The organism is Flagellimonas rhodophyticola, assembly GCF_049332665.1.
Lineage (GTDB): Bacteria > Bacteroidota > Bacteroidia > Flavobacteriales > Flavobacteriaceae > Flagellimonas.
The window spans coordinates 1,199,957-1,219,948 of record NZ_CP186326.1; the positions used below are offsets into that span (position 1 = coordinate 1,199,957).

Genomic DNA, 19,992 nt, shown 5'->3' on the forward strand with positions numbered 1-19,992 from the left:
AAATACAGAGATGATAATCTAGCTTTTATCGGAAAATCATTTATATCTTTGCTGTGTTGTGTTGGATTTCAATCTATAGGATTGGAATCAGGTTGAAACATCAAAAACGATGTTCACCAATGAAAGGCTTTCCATATGGAAGGCTTTTTTTGTTTGGATCAAGCTTTGTACAAGGTGTGTATTACAAAGTGCATCAAGGAAGCGGCCAGCTTTGCCGTTTGTCCATCAATATCATATTTGGGATTCATTTCGGCAAGATCCATACTGATTAACTTTCCGGAGCCGATAATGGTCTTGAGACATTCCAAAACAATCTGGGGTGCGAACCCCATAGGAGAGGGTGCGCTGACACCTGGCGCATAGGCAGAAGAAAACCCATCTAAGTCAATAGTCACATATACGTTATCAACCGTTTTGATGAAGGCATTCACCCAGGTATTGATTTCATCCAAAAACTGGATTTGGAAAGTGTCCGATAGAATAAAATTGACATCTAAATCCTTTGCAGTTTGAAAAAGTGACCGATCATTGGCATCTTTTCGAATGCCCAAGCAGAGATAATTGAAACTGTCGTTTTTTTCTTGGCACTCCATTGCGATTTGATAGAACGGCGTACCTGAATTGTTGTTGTCAACATTCTTTCGAAGGTCGAAATGTGCATCAAAATTGATGATTCCGACGGTTTGACCTTCCTTTTTTGAATCGAGATAATTTTTGATGCCATGATAATGCCCATAAGCGACATCATGTCCTCCTCCCAAAACAATGGGAAAGTGCTTGTTGTCTAAAAGAGTGATTACTGCATCAGAAAGTGCATTTTGGGCCGCTTCCATATCCTCATTTTTGCAGGTTATGTATCCTGCATCATAGAGCTGTACGGTACTTGGTAAATGATTGGGTAGTTTTCCAAAGCTGGTCTTAATGGTTTCGGGCCCTTTTATTGCTCCAACTCTTCCCTGGTTTCGTTTAACACCTTCATCACAGGCATACCCCAATAAAGCAATGGACTTTTTTGGTGGTTCTGGAATTTCTTCCAAAGGAACGCACTTCACTTTTTCATGAAGATAAAGGCTCTTGTTACTGACCCTTCCTTGCCAAATATCCTTTGTGGGTTTGCTGTAATGTTTCATTATGCATCAAAAAGATCGTCCAAAATATCGGTTTCCACTAGATTTGGTAAAGTTACTTTAAGATTTGGAGTTCGCTCCATTTCTCTTTTAATAGCAAACAAAGCTTCTTTATTCCTAGCCCAACTTCTTCGGGAAATACCGTTGTTCACATCATAAAACAACATGTTTTTTAATCGGATGGAAGCTTCTTCCGTACCGTCGAGTACCATACCAAATCCACCATTCATGACCTCGCCCCAGCCAACACCACCACCATTATGTATGGAAACCCAAGTAGCTCCGCGGAAGCTGTCACCAATCACATTATGTATGGCCATATCTGCTGTGAATTTGCTGCCGTCGTAAATGTTGCTGGTCTCCCTAAAGGGGGAATCTGTGCCACTTACGTCATGATGATCACGTCCCAAGACCACTGGAGCGGAAATATCACCTTTGGAAATGGCGATATTAAAAGCGTCTGCAATCTTGGCTCGGCCTTCGGCATCGGCGTATAAAATTCGAGCCTGCGAACCGACTACCAATTTGTTCTGTTCCGCTTCTTCAATCCATTTAATATTGTCTTGCATTTGCTGTTGGATTTCTTCCGGAGCTTCAGCCTTGATTTGCTTCATGATTTCCAAAGCGATAGCATCTGTTTTTTGTAGATCTCTTGGATTCCCCGAAGTACAGACCCATCTGAATGGACCAAAACCATAATCAAAACACATCGGACCCAAAATATCTTGCACATAGGAAGGGTATTTAAAGTCGATGCCGTTTGCGGCCATAACTTCACCGCCTGCTCTTGAAACTTCAAGCAAGAAGGCATTGCCATAATCGAAGAAATAGGTGCCCTTTGCCGTGTGCTTGTTGATAGCAGTAATTTGTCTCCGTAATGATTCCTGAACTTTTTTCTTGAACTCCGTCGGATTCTCCGCCATCATGGTATTAGATTCTTCAAAGGATAACCCTATAGGGTAATATCCGCCTGCCCATGGATTGTGCAAGGAGGTTTGATCAGAACCTAAATGGACAAAAACGTTTTCCTCATAGAATTGTTCCCAAACTTCTACCACGTTTCCGATATAGGCTAAAGAAACCACTTCGTTCTTGGCGATGGCAGTTTTTGTTCTTTGAACAAGTTCGGATATGTCCGTCAATAATTCATCTACCCAACCTTGTTCATGTCTTTTTTTAGCCGCTTCAGGATTTACTTCAGCACAAACGGTAATACATTCGGCAATGTTTCCTGCCTTGGGCTGAGCGCCACTCATCCCTCCCAAACCAGCAGTCAAGAAAACCTTTCCCTTAGGGAAATCGTTTTTGTCCAATACTTTCCTGAAAGCATTCATGACCGTTATTGCTGTTCCATGAACAATACCCTGTGGTCCAATATACATATAGGAACCAGCTGTCATCTGACCATACTGGGTAACACCAAGTGCATTGAATTTTTCCCAATCATCAGGTTGAGAGTAGTTGGGAATCATCATGCCATTGGTGACAACAACCCTAGGAGCTTCCTTGGAAGAAGGGAATAGACCCATGGGATGTCCGGAATACACGTGCAAAGTCTGTTCCTCGGTCATTTCAGCCAAATATTTCATGGTCAATAGGTACTGCGCCCAATTTTGAAAAACGGCTCCGTTACCTCCATAGGTTATTAATTCTTCAGGATGCTGCGCCACTGCTGGATCCAGATTGTTCTGAATCATCAACATAATAGCCGCAGCTTGTTTGGTTTTTGCCGGATATTCGGAAATGGGTCGAGCATACATCGCATAATCTGGTTTAAAGCGATGCATATAAATTCTGCCATGAGTTTTAAGCTCCTCCGCAAATTCCGTTGCCAATTCTTGGTGCCATGCTTTGGGAAAATAACGCAATGCATTTTGAACGGCTAGTTTTTTCTCTGCTGCGGATAATATGTCTTTGCGTTTAGGGGCTGAGTTTCCTTGTTTTGGATATGTTTTGGCGAGAGGTAATTCCGAAGGGATTCCTTGTACTATGCTTTCCTGAAATGCTGTTGATGTTGTGGTCATATCAATCTCTTTTAAAGACTTGTCTTCCATTCTTCCAAACTGTATTTGGTTTTAGCTGTCCTTGATGATAGGTAATTTCTTTATAGTCATTGGTTGGGAAAGTCACAAAATCAGCTAGAGCTCCGCTTTGCAAAACTCCTCTGTCTGCTAATTTTAAAGCTGCACTTGCCCTAAAAGTGATTCCGGCCAACACTTCGGCATTTGCTAGTTTTTCAAAAGTTCCCAAAATACTCGCTTGTGTGAGCAAATCGCCCATGGGAGCTGAGCCTGGATTATGGTCACTGGCAATTGCTAATGCTCCACCAGCATCCAAAATCTTACGGGCAGGGGTATAATCGCATCCCAATCCGATGGAAGCTCCTGGAAGTGCCATTGAAATAACATCACTTTTAGCCAAAAGTTGGATTTCTTTTTCGGTACTAGCTTCCAAATGGTCGGCACTTAGGGCGCCAAATTGTACAGCTACTTCGCTACCTCCGGGAGTAAATTGATCAGCATGAACCGTAATATCAAAACCCATTTCCTTTGCCTTTTCGAAATAAGAGACAATTTCCGTGGAGGAAAAAGCACTTTCTTCAACAAATGCATCAATTCGGGTTGCTAGGTTTTCAGACTTGATAATGGGAAACAAAGTCGATGTCATTTCTTCCAAATAGGTGTTATCGCTATTCCAATCTTTGGGCTTGATATGGGCGGCCAAACATGTGGCGATTAGGTCAACTTCTGTTTTTTCGTTGGCTTGTTTAATGGCCCTGAGCATTTTTAATTCTTGTTCAACGGATAATCCATAGCCACTTTTTACCTCAATGGTTGTGATGCCATTTTGTAAATGTTTTTTACTTCGTTCCAGAATGCCTTCAACAAGTTCTTCTTGCGAAGCTTTTCGGGTTTGGGTCACCGTGTCCCATATACCTCCACCTGCTTTTGCAATATCCAAATAGGAAATTCCGGCATTCCGCATGGCATAATCTCTGGCGCGAGTGCCACCAAAGCAAATATGGGTGTGAGCATCTACAAATCCTGGAAGGCAGATTTGCTCTCCTTCAATATGCTGGACGTCAACAGCATCTGATTTTAAATCCTCAAAAATGCCAACTTGTTCAATTCTTCCTTCGAAAACCAAGATTCCACCATTTTCAATGATGGGCAATTGCTGATCTGTAAGCGCGCCTTTTAAAGGGAGGCCAGACATCGGCAATAATTGGGTAAATGGACCTATTAATATGGGTTTGCTCATGGATTAATATATTTCAAATTCGTTAAGATGAGGTGCATTCCATTGCAGGTTGTTGTCTTTCATGGTTTTTTCAACTAGACCAATGATTTCTCCTCGCTGAATCATATCGATTCCTTTTTCAATATCATCGGCAAAAACCCGATCACTTTCTGCAAAAGGTACTTTGGTTCGAATGAATTTATGGATTTCATCCAACACTACACCGGATTTTAATGGTTTTCTAAATTCGAATGCCTGGGAAGCCGTAAGTAATTCAATAGCTAATATTTTTTCGACATTTTCAATGATCTGAAGTGCTTTTCTTCCACTTATCGACCCCATACTCACATGATCTTCCTGTCCCAAGGAAGTTGGAATACTATCCGCACTTGCTGGGAAACACAAGCTTTTGTTTTCACTGGCCAATGCTGCCGTAGTATATTGTAAGATCATATAACCAGAGTTGATTCCGGTATCTTCCATCAGTAATTTGGGAACTCCTGGACTATTGCCCTCGAGCGCCAAATAGATTCTTCGGTCTGAAATGTTCCCCAACTCAGATGCGGCCAGTGCAGCATAATCGAGAGCCATGGCAAGAGGTTGTCCGTGAAAATTTCCGCCACTTATGGTAAGGTCATCATTTATGATGACAGGATTGTCCGTTACGGAATTCAGTTCCACTTCTAGCAATTCTTTTAAATGAAGCCATGCATTTCTGGATGCTCCGTGTACTTGAGGCATGCAACGAAGCGAATAAGGATCTTGTACCCGTTCGCAATCAATATGATCTTCTAAAATCTCAGAACCTTGAAGCAAAGTTCGGATACGTCCTGCCACATGCTGGTTCCCTTTAAAAGGTCGGAGTGCATGCAATTCTTCAAAAAAGGGTTTCATTGAACCTTGAAGTCCTTCCAACATCATTGCACCTACAATATCGGCCTGTCGTAAACAATGTTGTAGTTTTTGAACAACCAAAACTCCATGGGCTGCAATAAACTGTGTGCCATTGATCAAGGCTAAACCTTCTTTGGGACCAAGTTCTAATGGTTTAAGTCCTGTTTTTTCAAACAATTCTTCTGTAGAAATGGTTTTGCCCTGATAATTTACCTTTCCTAAACCAATAAGTGGCAAAAACAAATGGGATAGGGGAGCTAAATCGCCTGAAGCTCCAACAGAACCTTGAGAGGGAACAACCGGAATGGCATCCTGCTCCATATGCCAGAGCATTCGTTGAATAGTGGTTTCTGCTATACCGGAATACCCTTTGGCCAGGGCATGGATTTTTAAAATGAGCATCAACTTGGACAACCTTTCGGAAATGGGCTTGCCCACCCCAACGCTGTGGCTCTGCAAAATATTAGACTGAAGAATTTTGGTGTCCTCTTTGGAAATTTTGGTATTGCACAAAGGGCCAAATCCGGTGTTGATTCCGTAAACGGTTTCCCCTTTATCCACAATATTTTGAACCCGACTTTGACTTGCCTTGATTTTTTCAAGACAAGAATCGGTTAAAATGCCTTTTACCTTACCTTTTGAGATGCCAATCGCAATACCTGCGGTTAAATGATCTTCACCAAACTGAAATGTTTTGGGTAGCTGCATGGTTTTTATTTTGAAATATAAAGGTACTTTGTCTTTTTAATAATCACCAATACTTATTTTTGTAGTATTTAATAAGTATGAATTATCAAATAGAATTACGACACTTCATTTATTTTTTGGCTGTGGCCGAAGAACTGCACTATAGAAAGGCGGCTGAAAAGCTGTTTATTTCACAGCCAGGATTGAGTACACAAATCAAGCAGATGGAAGAGATTTTACAGACCCAATTATTTGTGCGTGACAAGAAGAAGGTGAGCTTAACCCCGGCGGGAGAATTTTTAAAAGGAGAGGTGGAATTCATCTTAAACCATTTGAACCAAACTCAAAAGCAGCTAAAACTCATTGGTGATGGACATTCGGGTGAAGTAAGGATTGGTTTTTTGGGTTCAGCTATGCAAAATGTTGTTCCTAAAATGCTATTGGATATGAAAGAGAAGTATCCTTTGGTACATGCCAGTTTGGAAGAACTTTCCAATAAAGCTCAGATAAGTGCCATCTTAACAGATAAACTGGATTTAGGTTTTGTGCGCTTGGCCCGAGTTCCCAAGGGATTAAAAATCCGTCCAGTTTTTGAGGACACCTTCTCATTGGTCTTGCCAAAAGATTACCCCTTGGAAGAAAAAAACTTTAAAGGAATCCATCAGGTTTCTCAAGATGATTTTATCCTTTTTTCCCAAGACTACAGTCCGTTGTACTTTGATACCGTAATGAGTATATGTGAAGATGGGGGTTTTACACCTAATGTTTCACACAAATCGGTTCATGCACAGACAGTTTTTAAGCTCGTTGAAAACAAGCTTGGCATTGCATTAGTTCCGACTGCCTTGCAATATGGATTTCAAATGGATGTGAAGTTCATCGAATTGAAAAAAATAAAACAGCGGGCTATTTTATCAGCAGTTTGGAAGGAGGACAATCGGAATCCAGCATTGCAGAATTGTATTGATTTACTTTTGAAGAATTGACAAAGGAATTCCAACACGTACTTTTGTTGAAAATAAAATTGACTATGATATTTGATTTAATCAAAAACCGAAGAAGCATTTTTCCCGCACAATACAATGACAAACCGATTGATAAAGAAACCATTGAAAAGATTTTAGAAGCAGCCAATTGGGCTCCGACCCATAAAAAAACCGAACCATGGCGTTTTAAGGTACTGATGGGGGAATCTAAAGCTAAGTTGGGAATGTTTTTGTCCTATAAGTATATGGAAACTGACCCCAATCCCAAACAGATTAAAGTAAAGAAGTTAATGGAAAACCCTAAAAGGGCAGGGGCTATTATTGCCATTTGCATGCAGCGTGATCCCAAGGAAAGTTTACCAGAATGGGAAGAAGTTGCAGCCACAGCCATGGCAGTTCAGAATATGTGGTTGTGTTGCACCGAAATGGGAATTGGGTGCTATTGGAGTTCACCTGGACTCATAAAACATGTGGATGAGTTTGTTGATTTGGAGGAAGGTGAAAAATGCCTTGGATTTTTCTATATGGGATATTACGATGAGGAGCCACCTTCGGCAGAGCGAAGACCTATTGCGGAAAAAGTGCAATGGTTAGAATGAGAAAAGTTCAGATGCGTATTTTACGGTAACTATAATGAAGAAAACAAGATAGCCAGCAGTTAAAACAAACTTCATAAAAGTACCTGTCAAAAACCCAATAAAGGAACCCAATGCGGCTTTCATAGCTGTTTTTTGGTCAGCTTTATTGATAAGTTCGCCCACCAGCGCACCAACAAAAGGCCAGATGATAATACCAAAAGGGCCAAATATTGGAAAAAAGATGGCAACTAGTAATCCAACAATGGTACCCCACATCCCAGCTTTGCTACCACCGAATTTTTTAGTTCCTGCAGCAGGGATTACGTAGTCCATAACGGTAACAACAAGGGCAAGAACCAGTGTCCCGCCTAAAATCCACCAATTGTCCGGTACTGCCTTGGTCAGGTAAAGTAATAGTAGCCCTACCCAACTAATTGGGGGTCCTGGTAAAATTGGAAGAAAACTACCTAAGATGCCCACAAGCATTAAAAGGAATCCTATAATAAGTAGAGCAATGTCCATATCGGGTTTTGTTAATGAGACAAATATAGGCGCTATTTGTTACAGGAGTATTAAGAATTTAAACAAGAACACCTCTTATTCATATAAGCAAAAAGTCGTAATTTCAACCAAATATTAGGGGCTGTATGCGGAAGCTTATATTGTTGATGTTTTTAGGTTTGTTTACTTCTTGTGAACTCTTCAAATCAAAAGAAGAACAGACCAAAAATAGAGTCAATGAAGAACTTTTGGCCATTGATTGGAACGATGTTGACCAATATCCCCTTTTTGAAGGTTGTGACGAAACCGCCCCAAAAGAAATTCAACGGGATTGTTTTCAAAATGAAATGCTGAAGATAGCGTCCGACACCTTAGATAGTCTATCTTTTGAAGTGGATAATGATTTGGAAGATACCTTGTACATAGATTTTGAGGTCGATGAACATGGTTTTATCTCTATCTTGGAAATGGAGGAGAAACAGTCGGTTTTAAACGAAATAGCCGATTTTAATGAACAAATTACGGAGCGATTGAACAACCTAACGGTGGCCCCAGCCCTTAAAAGAGGAATACCTGTTGGCTTAAGATTTCGACTTCCTCTTGTTTTAAACACCCAATAACGATTTGGCTTCAGAGAAGATTATTTTAGGAATCGACCCAGGTACAACGGTTATGGGTTTTGGGATCATTAAGGTCATCAATAAGCAAATGCAATTTGTTCAGATGAACGAATTGATGCTTAAAAAGTATAGTGACCACTATACCAAATTAAAACTCATTTTTGATCGTACTGTGGAGCTTATAGATACCTACCATCCAGATGAGATTGCTATTGAAGCTCCATTTTATGGAAAAAATGTGCAGTCTATGCTCAAATTAGGACGTGCCCAGGGTGTTGCCATGGCCGCAGGGCTTTCTAGACAAGTTCCTATTACGGAGTATATGCCCAAAAAAATCAAGATGTCAATTACTGGTAACGGAAATGCCAGCAAGGAACAGGTGGCGAAAATGCTTCAAAGTGTTCTAAAGCTTAAAACACTTCCCAAAAATCTGGATAGTACTGATGGATTGGCCGCTGCCGTTTGCCATTTTTACAATGAAGGTAGGGTCGATGTTGGCAAAAGTTATACCGGCTGGGAAGCTTTTGTAAAGCAAAACCCCAAAAAGGTGAAATAAGATGGCAGGAGTTTACATTCATGTACCATTCTGCAAACAAGCTTGCCATTACTGCGATTTCCATTTTTCGACACAATTGGGGAGGAAGGAGTCTATGATCAAGGCACTTCAAAAGGAATTGGAACTAAGAAAAGGAGAGTTTCAATCTGTAGTTGTGGAAACCGTTTATTTTGGCGGAGGCACCCCTTCAGTTTTAGAGATATCTGAAATAGAAGCCTTGATTACTGCGGTATATGAGCATTATGAGGTAATTGAGCATCCGGAAATTACGCTTGAAGCAAACCCCGATGATTTGTCAAAAAATCGCATAATTGAATTATCTGAAAGCCCTGTTAATCGACTAAGTATTGGAATCCAATCCTTTTATGATGAGGACCTAAAATTAATGAACCGGGCCCATGATGCAGGTGAAGCGGAAGGTTGTATTCAGGAGGCAAAAAAGCATTTTGATAACATTACTATCGATTTGATTTATGGAATCCCGGGTATGGATAATAACCGATGGAAATCCAATATTGAAAAAGCTCTTGCTTTTGAATTACCACATATTTCAAGTTATGCTTTGACGGTGGAACCCAAAACAGCCCTCAAAAAGTTTATAGAAAAAGGAGTGATTCCAGACGTGGATGATGAACAGGCACAGGCCCAGTTTAATATCTTGGTCCAGGTTCTGGAGCAACAAGGATATATAAATTATGAAATTTCCAATTTTGGAAAACCTGGATATTTTTCCAAAAATAATACGGCGTATTGGCTCGGTAAAAAGTATATTGGGATTGGTCCTTCGGCCCATTCCTTTGATGGTGAAAACAGGGGCTGGAATGTTAGGAACAATATAAAATATATTAAGGCTTTAGAAAATGAAGTCGTTCCGATGGAAATTGAAACCTTGACCAAAAGAGATAGATACAATGAATATGTAATGACTGGTCTTCGCACAATTTGGGGAGTTTCGTTAGACAAAATTGAGAAGGAGTTTGGTGAGGAATACTCTAATTACATCCATCAGCAAGCTGAAAAATATATAGAGCAGGATTTAATCTCCTTTACAGACGGAAAGTTATTGACAACCAATAAAGGAAAGTTTTTAGCAGATGGAATTGCGTCGGATCTTTTTATGGTTAACTTGAAAGCATGATTGCGACCCTAAAATATAATTCCAGGAATCATAAAATCGATTTATCAAAACCCTTGGATATTTCCATTCCACTTTGCGGTGGTGAAGGTAATGTCAACGCTTGGTATTTAAATGCTCCAACAATAACACCACACCAAGAAGATGATTTTATTGGAAAAGTATCCGAAGGTGCTCCTGTAAACTTCAATGATATTTGGTTCAATCCACATTCGCATGTGACCCATACCGAATGCTTGGGTCACATTACAGAGGACTTTCGTTCCATAAACCAAAACCTGAAACGGTTCTTTTTTTTGGCAGAAGTCATAACGGTTGCACCTGAAAAGCGTGGAGAGGATTTTGTCATTTCCGCAAAACAATTGAAGTATGCTTTGGGAAATAAAAAAAGAGAGGCTTTGGTTATACGGACGATTCCAAATATGAATAACAAACGCTCCTTGCAATATTCACATACAAACCCACCATACCTTTTGGAGGAAGCCGCCAACTATCTTGTTGAAAAAGAAGTTGATCATTTACTGGTGGACCTTCCCTCGGTGGATAAAGAAAAGGACGATGGAGCGCTATTGGCCCACAATGCTTTTTGGAACACGAAAGGGAAACCAAGAACAGAAGCGACGATTACGGAATTTATTTATGTGCCCAATACTGTGGAAGATGGTTGTTACTTTTTGAATTTACATGTGGCCCCTTTTGAGAATGATGCCAGTCCTAGTAGACCGGTTTTATATAAAATTTTATAAATATGAAAGTGATCCTAAGATTAGAAGAGTTCACGCTATTATTTCTTGGTTTTTTCCTTTTTATGAGGATGGATTTAACTTGGTGGTGGTTTTTTGCCTTGCTGCTAACACCTGATATTGGAATGCTTGGTTATTTGGCAGGAAATAAAGTGGGAGCATTCACCTACAACTTATTTCATCATAGAGGCGTTGGACTGTTATTATACTTTCTTGGCATTAGTTACCTTAACCTTCCAGTTTTGGAACTGATTGGGATTATCATTTTTTCGCATGCAGCTATGGATCGAATATTTGGATATGGTCTTAAATATGAAAAAGGATTTAAATTTACTCACTTAGGCGAAATAGGGAATAAAAATGGATAGCGCTTTAGAAACCTTTTTAGGCCTTATTCTCGGAGCAATACTTATGTATTGGTTGTTTTCTTTCTTTCGGAAAAAGAAAAACAAGGAGGTAACCAAACAGCAATCCACCGTGTTGTTGGATAAGATAAAGAGTGTTTGTAAACTGATTTCTGTTGAAGGGGATTTTGCTGAGATTTATCACTACGAGAATACCAAAGGGGGCGTAATGAATCTTTTGAGCAGCAAGAAAAAAGCCTTGATAATTGTCAAAGCCAAAGCTCATATTGGTTATGATCTTCAGAAACTGGGATTGAAAGCGGACAATAAAAACAAAAAAATCATCCTAACTAATTTTCCGGAACCGGAGGTATTGTCAATAGAGCCAGACCTTCAATATTACGATGTCAAAAATGGTTTGTTCAATAGTTTCTCATCAGAAGATTTGACCAAGGTCAATCAAGAAGCCAAAGATCATATAAAACAGAAAATACCGGAAAGTGGGCTTATGCAAACAGCTAGAAAAGAAGCGCTGCAGGCTGTATTATTGGTTGAGAAGATTGTGGAGACCATTGGCTGGACATTGGACTATTCGGCTTTAGAAATTTCAAACAGAGAAAAACAATTATTGGAAGAATAAGATAGTATGAAAACAGGAATTATTACTTTAGTTTTTACCGCGATTATTACGACTACAAGTTTTGCACAAACTACAGATAACATGAAGAATTTTGACCCGGCTTTTGCCCACACCGTATATTTTTGGTTCAAGAACCCGGATAACCAAACCGATAGAGCGAAGTTTGAAACTTCATTAAAAACATTCTTGAAGAATTCCAAATATGCTAAAACCAACTTCATTGGAACGGCACCAAAAGCAACTCGGGGGGTGGTAGACGGTTCATTTACCTACTCTTTAATAGTCACCTTTGAATCTGCGGAGGCTCAAGAAGGGTATCAAAAAGAGGAAGCCCACTTGATCTTTATAGAAGAATGCAAAGACCTATGGGAAAAAGTGATTGTATATGATTCTTTTGGTATTTAAGGATGAATGTAGAAGAGCTTAGAGTTTTCTGTTTGCACAAAAAGGGAGTAACAGAAGAATTTCCTTTTGATGAGCATACTTTGGTTTTTAAGGTAATGGGAAAAATGTATGCTTTGATTCCCTTGGAAAGAAAGCCTCCACAATGCAATTTAAAATGTGACCCTGAAAGAGCAGTTGAACTTCGGGAGGAATACGATGGACTGATCACCCCGGGCTATCATATGAGCAAAAAGCATTGGAACACACTTTTTCTGGATAATTTATCCCCTGAACTTATTAAGGAATTGGTAAACCATTCATACGATTTGGTGGTGTCAGGTTTAACCAAAAAACTAAAGGAAGAATTAAAAGCCATACCCTAATACTAGGAAAAATCTTCTAAATTTCACCGAAACATTTTTACCATTCGTCGACAGTTTTTCTGGATTTGACTATTTTGTAGTCCTTTTCTGAGGATAATTTTGAAATTTTGTATCCTAAATTAATTGTGACATGAATGTACTGTTCATAGAAGACGACATGATCGAAACAATGAAGTTGCAACGAGCAATTACAAAGTTCGAATCCAAGCACGAGATAACCGAGGCTAAAAATGGAGAAGAAGCTTTGGAAATCTTAAAGAATAGTCCATTGCCTGATATTATCCTTTTGGATTTAAATATGCCGCGTATGAGCGGGATTGAATTTCTTACCACTATAAAGGCAGATGATAGACTAAAATATTTGCCGACGATAATTTTGACCACATCGGAAAATCGGGTCGATTTATTAAAATGCTTTGAGATAGGAATCGCTGGTTATATCATAAAGCCTTTAAAATATGAAGATTACGAATCCAAATTAAAGAAGGTTTTTGATTATTGGGAAATCAGTGAATTGATCAAAGGCTAACAAAAATCCGTATTTCACAACATAATTTTTAAAATAAGGTAGTACAATTCCTACTTTTAAATCATAATATTCTTATTATGAAAGGAATTGTGTTTACCGAGTTTTTAGAAATGGTCGAGGCAACCTACGGTTTGGAGGTTGTTGATACCATTATAGAAAACTGTGATCTTCCTTCTGGTGGTGCTTATACTTCTGTAGGTACCTATGACTTCAATGAAATGGTTAGTCTGTTATCGGAATTAACCAATACTACAGGCATTTCTCAACAAGATTTGTTGTACTCGTTTGGATATTATCTATTCGATGGTCTTGTTGCCGCACATCCAGAAGTTGTATCCAGCTACAAAAGTCCAATAGGGCTTTTGAACTGTATTGAGGATCATATCCACATACATGTCCGAAAGTTATATCCGGATGCCGAACTCCCCGAGTTTAAAATTCTTTCCAAAACTGACAACACCTTGGAGATGATCTATACATCTTCAAGAGGATTGTATGCTTTGGCCCATGGACTTATTGTAAAAACGTTTGAATATTTCGAAAAAGTAGTAAAAGTCGATTATAAATTATTGAATGAAAACGGCACAGAAGTCAGGTTTGCGATCGTCCAAAATGGATAATAACCAAGTTTCCATATTAAAGCGAGCATTGGAACGGGAGAAAAAAGCCCGTAAAACTGCCGAAAACCTTCTAGAAAGTAAAGCGAAGGAATTGTACGATGCTTCACTTCACCTGAAAGAAGCTAATGGACGTTTGGAGAACTTGGTGAATGACAAAGGAAACCGTATTGACAGTGCCTTTATCAATATTATTGATCCCTATGTGGTCATGGACATGATGACCAACGTAATCAATATGAATGCTTCGGCTAAAGAATTCCTAGGTTTTGACCATACTAAAGAAGAGGTAAATCTGTCAAATCTGGTTCATCCTGACTATTTGGAGTACACTGCAGAATCATTCCAGACCTTAATGCAAGTTGGAATTCTTAAAAATTATTCTGCGAAAATCGTCACTAAAAATCTGGGCGAAAAGTACGTAAATATCAACGCAAGTCTAATTTACAATGAAGAAGGGAGGCCCATAGCTGCACAAGGGGTTATTCGAGATATTACTCAAGATGTCGAGATTAGGAAACTATTGGAAAATCAAAAAAAGCAGCAGGATATTATTGTTGAGAATTCCTCATTGGGAATTCTGTTGATTGTTAAGGACAAAATCATAAAGGCAAATAAATCCTTCGTAGATCTTTTGGGATATTCAGAACTGGAACTCAAAAAACTCTCAATAAACGATATATCCTCACTTGAGGATAGTAATCTCTACGAAAATTTACTGCAGAAAAGCCTGGAAGATGACACCAAGAAATTCTCCATTGTTCGAAAATTCTACAAAAAGAATGGCGAAACACTTTATGGAAAAACTTCTATGAGCTCCCTTATGGACTCTAGTGGAGATATTGAATATAGCGTGGCAATGATTGAAGATATTACCCATGAAAAGATTTCTGAGGAAAAAATAAGAGCGTCTGAAGAGCGTATGGCGACGCTCATCAAGAATTTGCAAACAGGTATTTTGTTGGAGGATCAGGACAGGAAAATTGTTCTGGCCAATCAAAAGTTTTGTGATCTTTTCGCTATTCCGGTTTCACCAGATGTGCTAAAGGGAGTCAACAGCGAAAAGTCTATCCACAAATACAAAAATATGTTCCTCGAGCCTGAGGAATCCATGAAAAGGATTGATCAAGTAATCCATGAAAAGGAAGTGGTCACTGCCGATGAAATGGAACTTTTGGATGGGCGAACCTTTGAGCGAGACTATATTCCGTTGTTCAACAATGGTGAGTATCAAGGACACTTATGGAGTTATAATGATGTAACCTTAAGAAAGAACTACAGAAAAAATCTTGAGATACAAAAAGAAAAATACGGGAGCATAATTGCCAATATGAATCTCGGCTTGGTTGAGGTTGATGGTAGTGGCAATATTTTAATGGTCAACCAGAGTTTTGCTGATATGATCGGGTACTCTGAAGATGACCTTATAGGCAAAAATATATATGAAGCTATGCCTATTGTTGATGAAAGTGAAGATGAACTGAAGCTGCAAAATAAGAAAAGACAAGAAGGGATCTCAGACTCTTATGAAGTTGCCATAAAAATAGCCAATGGTGAAAAGAGATTTTGGTTGGTGAGCGGTGCTCCAAGATACGATGATGCAGGAAACGTTGTCGGTTCGATAGGAATTCATCTGGACATCACAGATCAAAAAAATCTTGAACTTCAAAAAGAGAATCTGTTAAATGAATTAGAGGCAAGTAATAAAGGACTTCAGGAGTATGCCCATATTGTTTCCCATGACCTTAAATCCCCTTTGCGAAGCGTAAGTGCTTTGGCCAGTTGGTTATACGATGATTATAAGGATGCCTTAGATGAAAGTGGACGGTACAACCTCAAAATGATGCAAGAGAAAATTGAGGGGATGGACAAGCTGATTACGGGAATTCTAAAATACTCTACGGTAAACAGTGATACCCTTGACAATACCGATGTCGATGTTAATGGGGTAATTCGGGAAATCGGTGAGATTATTTATATCCCTGAAAATGTAAAAATAAAGACCAAAAGAAAATTGCCGGCAATAAAGGCTGACAAGACCAAAATCCATCAATTGTTCCAAAACTTTTTAAGCAATGCAGTAGTAAACATTGATAAAAAAGATGGGCTTGTGGAAATCGATTACAAGGAACATGAGACCCATTGGGAATTCAGCATAAAAGATAACGGTGTTGGAATTCCGAAGGAGTATCATGAAAAGATTTTTCAAATATTCCAGTCAATAGGGAATAATGAACGCTCAACAGGAATTGGACTTTCCATAGTCAAAAAAATCATTGATAGATATCGTGGGAAAGTATGGCTGGAAAGCGAAATTGGAGAAGGAACCACCTTCTATTTTACATTGGAAAAAGAATCTAAAATCAAGAAAAAATGAAAGTAAATCAAGCTAAACGATTCAAAGATGGTGAATGGGATTTCATTCAGAACCAACCCTTAAAAGAACCATTGGTTTTGGTTTTTGGAGATCGGTTTTTATTGGAATCAGAAGACTTATATGAGGAGGTGAAAAAGATGTATCCCGACGGACATTTAGTATTTGGCTCTACATCCGGTGAAATCATGGAAACCCATGTTTTCGAAGAAAGTATAACACTTACAGCTATAGAATTCGAGCGTACCAAGTTTGAAATTGTAAGTGAAAATGTATCGGATTTTGTCGATATCGAAAATATGGGATTGGCGATTTCAAATCAATTTGACTTTAAAAAACTGAACCATATGTTCATTGTTTCCGATGGGAGTTTTGTGAACGGAAGCGGACTTATTGAAGGTCTTGAATCTGCTGAAGGATTTAAAGCTTCAATTACCGGCGGCTTGTGTGGGGATGGAGCTCGGTTCGAAAAAACATTGACTTCATATAATGAAACTCCCAAACAGGGAGAAGTAGTTGCCGTAGGTTTCTATGGTGAAGATTTGGAAGTGTCTTATGCCAATTTTGGAGGTTGGACCCCATTTGGACCGGAAAGAACCATTACAAAGTCTGAAGGCAACGTGCTTTATGAAATTGACGGAAAGCCAGCACTCGACTTGTATAAAAAATATCTGGGAGAAAAGGCAGCGGAACTCCCACAAGCGGCTCTTTTATATCCATTGACCGTGCAGCAAAACGACCAATCAGAGCCATTGGTAAGGACTATTCTGAATATTGATGAAGATGCTAATTCTATGATTCTAGCAGGTGACGTACCTCTAAACTCCAAAGTGCAATTAATGATGTCCACTATGGATGACATCGCGGAAGGAGCTTCGAATGCAGCCGAATTGGCTATGCGGGATAGGAAAAGTAAACCGGAGTTGGCCATATTGGTGAGCTGCGTGGGAAGAAAGTTGGTTTTGGATCAGCGAACTGAAGATGAAATTGAAGAGGTGGCAGATATTATTGGTGACCAAGCTAAGATCGCCGGATTTTATTCTTATGGTGAAATGGCGCCGTTCGCTGGAAAAAACGAATGCCAATTACATAACCAAACCATGACCTTAACATTAATGAGTGAATAAATGCATTCTCTACTTAAAAGACAGATAAAGAAATTTTTTCCCAAGGAATTGATCGAACGTTCTGAGTTGGAGGTGTTTTTTGATTCCGTAAGTAAGTCGTATTCAGATTTTGATGAAAAACTGAAGATGATTCAACGGGCAACGTCTTTAAGTTCTGAAGAATTGTACAATGCCAATTTACGTTTGAACAAGGAAGCGGAGAACCAACGTAAGGTACTTGAATCCTTGAGTAGGGCAGTCGCTTCCATGCAGGATAAAACCTCGGACCGAATAAATGGAAGTCTTGACTTTAATCCTCAAAAATTGGTTGAGGATATTGAGAAACAAGCGCACAAACTGGTTGAAATAACAGCCGAAAAAAATATGCTCTTAAAGAATTTGGAACAACAAAACGAATCCCTGAACAATTATGCCCACATGGTATCACATGACCTTAAATCCCCTATTAGAAATGTACACTCCTTGGTGAGTTGGGTGTTTGAGGATGGGCAAGAAGTTTTTAAAGAACAGAGCAAGGAAAACGTACAATTAATATTTCAAAACCTTGCTAAGATGGATAGCTTAATTGATGGGATTTTAAGGCATTCGACCATAGATTCCATCCAAGAAAATGCATCCACGGTTGATTTAAATCAACTTATTGCCGAAATAGAGCGGACCATATACGTACCTGAAAATGTTACTATAAAAAAGAGCAAACATTTACCCAAACTGTTGACGGGTAAATACCGAATAGAGCAATTGTTCAAAAACCTGATTACCAATGCTATCACTGCTACCGAAGATAAGACCGAAGGAAGCATTATGATCGATGTGAAAGAGGAGTATGATGGATGGCTTTTTAGTGTTACCGACAACGGAAAAGGAATACCCAAGCATTTACAGACCGGTATTTTTGGAATGTTCAAGAAACTTGAAAACAACTCTGGAGCAACAGGAATCGGTCTTGCTTTGGTAAAGAAAATTATAAATTATTATAAAGGAGATATCTGGCTGTCCTCGGAAGAGGGTATGGGCACTACCTTCTTTTTTACAATTAAAAATAACCCCAATGGCTGAGCAACCTAACCTCGATTACATCAAGGAGATTTCCGGAGGAAACGAGGATTTTGAAAAGAAATTTTTGACCATTATCCAGACCGAATTTCCAAAGGAAAAAAATGATTATTTGGAAAACTTGGAGAGTGATAATTTAGAAGAGTCAGCCAAAATTGTACACAAAATAAAACACAAATTGGGTATCCTGGGTTTGACAGGAGGCTACAAGTTGGCCGTTAAATATGAGGAGGACCTAAAATATGGTGATACAAAACTCAAAGAAGAGTTTAAGCAGATACTACAATCAGTAGAAGAGTTTATTTTAAAAATAGCTTAAGGTGAAATGTATAATAGTAGATGACGAAGCGAGTGCAAGGGCCATAGTTCTGGAACTGTGCAAAGCTATTCCTGAAATAGAGGTGATAGCCGAATTTCCCAATGCGTTGGAAGCATTAAAGTTTTTAAAGCACAACTCGGTGGATTTGATTTTTTTGGATATCCATATGCCCAAACTAACGGGGGTGGACTTTATTGAAATGGTCAATAACCCACCCAAAATAGTTTTAACAACTTCGGATAAAGATTTTGCTATTGAGGCTTATGGCTATGAGTTTATTGTTGATTATTTGGTAAAACCCATTACCTATGAACGTTTTCAAAAATGTATTATCAAATTGAATAATGCATTCAAATCAGCTACCAATGAATCAACAGAAACCCAAATGATGCAGGCTGAAGATGAAGATTTGTATATCAATATCGACCGTAGGTTGATTAAATTAAAATTCCGTGATATTCTGCTCATTGAGGCACAAGGAGATTATATTGAGATTAAAACACAACAAAAACAATATCGGGTGCATTCCACTTTGAAGAAAATAAAAGAAAAATTACCCCAATCCCGGTTTTTGCAAATTCATAGGTCTTTCATCATAAACTTTACTCAAATTATAGATATTCAGGACAATAGCGTATTAATTGAGCGAAGTGTAATTCCTATCAGCCGTTCAAACAGACCTGAGTTGATGCAACGACTAAATCTTTTATAAAAAAAGAAGGAAAAAGACTACAATTTTACGAGTAATTTACGTTATATACAAGAGCACTTTTGGAAATGTTAAATGATAGAATAATACCAACTAAATCTTTTAACATATGTCATTGGAAATTAAAGAGAACAAAGGAATTTTTGAAATTTTTGGAAGAGTAACCACCCAACATGTCGGAGCACTGAATTCATATTTTGACCATATCATGGAGCAACATGACAATATTGTGGTCAGTTTGGAAAGCGTAACGGAATTGGATTCCGCCTCGGCTCATTTTTTTGAGAAGTTATACCAAAAGTCAGCACGACAAAACAAGGTAGTTTCTTTAATCGGTAGACAAAACTCATGTGTAACCGAAATTTTGAAAGCTACCAAAACCAATTATATCCTGAGTCCTGATCGGATATAGCATTGTTGGAATTTCACACTCATTGATTCAC

At 38.8% G+C, this 19,992-nt stretch carries 23 protein-coding genes; 18 read left to right on the forward strand and 5 right to left on the reverse strand.

Translation table 11 applies throughout. The features are described 5' to 3' along the window. Positions 1-158: 158 nt before the first annotated feature. Genes hutG through hutH form a run of 4 tightly spaced genes read right to left on the reverse strand, consistent with a single transcriptional unit; the run spans position 159 to position 5,969 of the window. A complete protein-coding gene (gene hutG, locus ACOKFG_RS05365; protein WP_299488144.1) occupies positions 159-1,130 on the reverse strand; it encodes a formimidoylglutamase in 972 nt (323 codons plus the stop codon). Further along, on the reverse strand, positions 1,130-3,181 hold the full coding sequence (locus ACOKFG_RS05370) for a urocanate hydratase (protein WP_422861987.1): 2,052 nt from the start codon (positions 3,179-3,181) through the stop codon (positions 1,130-1,132). Before ACOKFG_RS05370 ends, hutG begins: the two co-directional genes overlap by 1 nt. Further along, positions 3,153-4,388 (reverse strand): imidazolonepropionase, encoded by a 1,236-nt coding sequence (gene hutI, locus ACOKFG_RS05375; RefSeq protein ID WP_299488140.1) that lies wholly within the window; start codon positions 4,386-4,388, stop codon positions 3,153-3,155. The genes ACOKFG_RS05370 and hutI overlap by 29 nt, the downstream gene beginning before the upstream one ends. Positions 4,389-4,391: 3 nt before the next feature. Beyond that, positions 4,392-5,969: a histidine ammonia-lyase gene (hutH, locus tag ACOKFG_RS05380; RefSeq protein WP_422861988.1), complete on the reverse strand. Its 1,578-nt coding sequence runs from the start codon at positions 5,967-5,969 to the stop codon at positions 4,392-4,394. A gap of 77 nt (positions 5,970-6,046) precedes the next feature. Here hutH and ACOKFG_RS05385 point away from each other — a divergent pair, with 77 nt between their 5' ends. Then, positions 6,047-6,934, forward strand: a complete 888-nt coding sequence (locus ACOKFG_RS05385) for a LysR family transcriptional regulator (RefSeq protein ID WP_422861989.1) — start codon at positions 6,047-6,049, stop codon at positions 6,932-6,934. 44 nt (positions 6,935-6,978) lie between these two features. Beyond that, the gene (locus ACOKFG_RS05390; RefSeq protein ID WP_422861990.1) at positions 6,979-7,533 is read left to right on the forward strand and encodes a nitroreductase family protein; all 555 of its coding nucleotides are present in this window, start codon (positions 6,979-6,981) and stop codon (positions 7,531-7,533) included. On the opposite strand, the gene ACOKFG_RS05395 is transcribed toward ACOKFG_RS05390, so the two are convergent. Continuing rightward, entirely contained in the window at positions 7,525-8,034 is a 510-nt protein-coding gene (locus ACOKFG_RS05395) for a DUF456 domain-containing protein (protein WP_298793891.1), read from the reverse strand. The two genes, ACOKFG_RS05390 and ACOKFG_RS05395, sit on opposite strands and share 9 nt — an antisense overlap. A 125-nt stretch (positions 8,035-8,159) precedes the next feature. On the opposite strand from ACOKFG_RS05395, the gene ACOKFG_RS05400 reads away from it, so the two are divergent. The 16 genes from ACOKFG_RS05400 (at position 8,160) to ACOKFG_RS05475 (ending at position 19,961) form a co-directional block, all read left to right on the forward strand. After that, positions 8,160-8,633, forward strand: coding sequence for a hypothetical protein (locus ACOKFG_RS05400; protein WP_298793892.1), 474 nt, complete (start codon positions 8,160-8,162; stop codon positions 8,631-8,633). A 4-nt stretch (positions 8,634-8,637) separates the two neighbouring features. Then, a complete protein-coding gene (ruvC, locus tag ACOKFG_RS05405) occupies positions 8,638-9,189 on the forward strand; it encodes a crossover junction endodeoxyribonuclease RuvC (protein WP_298793893.1) in 552 nt (183 codons plus the stop codon). 1 nt (position 9,190) lies between these two features. Beyond that, positions 9,191-10,327, forward strand: a complete 1,137-nt coding sequence (gene hemW / locus ACOKFG_RS05410; RefSeq protein ID WP_298793894.1) for a radical SAM family heme chaperone HemW — start codon at positions 9,191-9,193, stop codon at positions 10,325-10,327. Further along, positions 10,324-11,070, forward strand: a complete 747-nt coding sequence (locus tag ACOKFG_RS05415) for a cyclase family protein (RefSeq protein WP_298793895.1) — start codon at positions 10,324-10,326, stop codon at positions 11,068-11,070. The genes hemW and ACOKFG_RS05415 overlap by 4 nt, the downstream gene beginning before the upstream one ends. A gap of 2 nt (positions 11,071-11,072) precedes the next feature. Then, positions 11,073-11,435, forward strand: a complete 363-nt coding sequence (locus ACOKFG_RS05420) for a DUF4260 domain-containing protein (RefSeq protein ID WP_298793896.1) — start codon at positions 11,073-11,075, stop codon at positions 11,433-11,435. Beyond that, on the forward strand, positions 11,428-12,051 hold the full coding sequence (locus tag ACOKFG_RS05425; RefSeq protein ID WP_298793897.1) for a DUF4230 domain-containing protein: 624 nt from the start codon (positions 11,428-11,430) through the stop codon (positions 12,049-12,051). The genes ACOKFG_RS05420 and ACOKFG_RS05425 overlap by 8 nt, the downstream gene beginning before the upstream one ends. A 6-nt stretch (positions 12,052-12,057) precedes the next feature. Next, complete coding sequence (locus ACOKFG_RS05430; RefSeq protein ID WP_298793898.1) at positions 12,058-12,456, forward strand: Dabb family protein; 399 nt, start codon at positions 12,058-12,060, stop codon at positions 12,454-12,456. A 2-nt stretch (positions 12,457-12,458) separates the two neighbouring features. Next, a complete protein-coding gene (locus ACOKFG_RS05435; RefSeq protein WP_422861991.1) occupies positions 12,459-12,818 on the forward strand; it encodes an MmcQ/YjbR family DNA-binding protein in 360 nt (119 codons plus the stop codon). A gap of 130 nt (positions 12,819-12,948) precedes the next feature. Next, entirely contained in the window at positions 12,949-13,347 is a 399-nt protein-coding gene (locus ACOKFG_RS05440) for a response regulator (RefSeq protein ID WP_299174866.1), read from the forward strand. A gap of 77 nt (positions 13,348-13,424) precedes the next feature. After that, positions 13,425-13,967, forward strand: a complete 543-nt coding sequence (locus ACOKFG_RS05445; protein WP_298793901.1) for a heme NO-binding domain-containing protein — start codon at positions 13,425-13,427, stop codon at positions 13,965-13,967. Beyond that, positions 13,921-16,341 (forward strand): PAS domain-containing sensor histidine kinase, encoded by a 2,421-nt coding sequence (locus tag ACOKFG_RS05450; RefSeq protein WP_422861992.1) that lies wholly within the window; start codon positions 13,921-13,923, stop codon positions 16,339-16,341. Before ACOKFG_RS05445 ends, ACOKFG_RS05450 begins: the two co-directional genes overlap by 47 nt. Next, complete coding sequence (locus ACOKFG_RS05455; protein ID WP_298793903.1) at positions 16,338-17,465, forward strand: FIST N-terminal domain-containing protein; 1,128 nt, start codon at positions 16,338-16,340, stop codon at positions 17,463-17,465. The genes ACOKFG_RS05450 and ACOKFG_RS05455 overlap by 4 nt, the downstream gene beginning before the upstream one ends. Continuing rightward, entirely contained in the window at positions 17,466-18,524 is a 1,059-nt protein-coding gene (locus tag ACOKFG_RS05460) for an ATP-binding protein (RefSeq protein WP_298793904.1), read from the forward strand. After that, a complete protein-coding gene (locus ACOKFG_RS05465; protein WP_298793905.1) occupies positions 18,517-18,840 on the forward strand; it encodes an Hpt domain-containing protein in 324 nt (107 codons plus the stop codon). Before ACOKFG_RS05460 ends, ACOKFG_RS05465 begins: the two co-directional genes overlap by 8 nt. Position 18,841: 1 nt before the next feature. After that, positions 18,842-19,552, forward strand: coding sequence for a LytR/AlgR family response regulator transcription factor (locus ACOKFG_RS05470; RefSeq protein ID WP_298793906.1), 711 nt, complete (start codon positions 18,842-18,844; stop codon positions 19,550-19,552). Between the two features lie 106 nt (positions 19,553-19,658). Continuing rightward, positions 19,659-19,961 carry an STAS domain-containing protein gene (locus ACOKFG_RS05475; protein ID WP_299174875.1) on the forward strand — a complete coding sequence of 101 codons (303 nt, stop codon included), beginning with the start codon at positions 19,659-19,661 and terminating at the stop codon, positions 19,959-19,961. Positions 19,962-19,992: the final 31 nt, after the last annotated feature.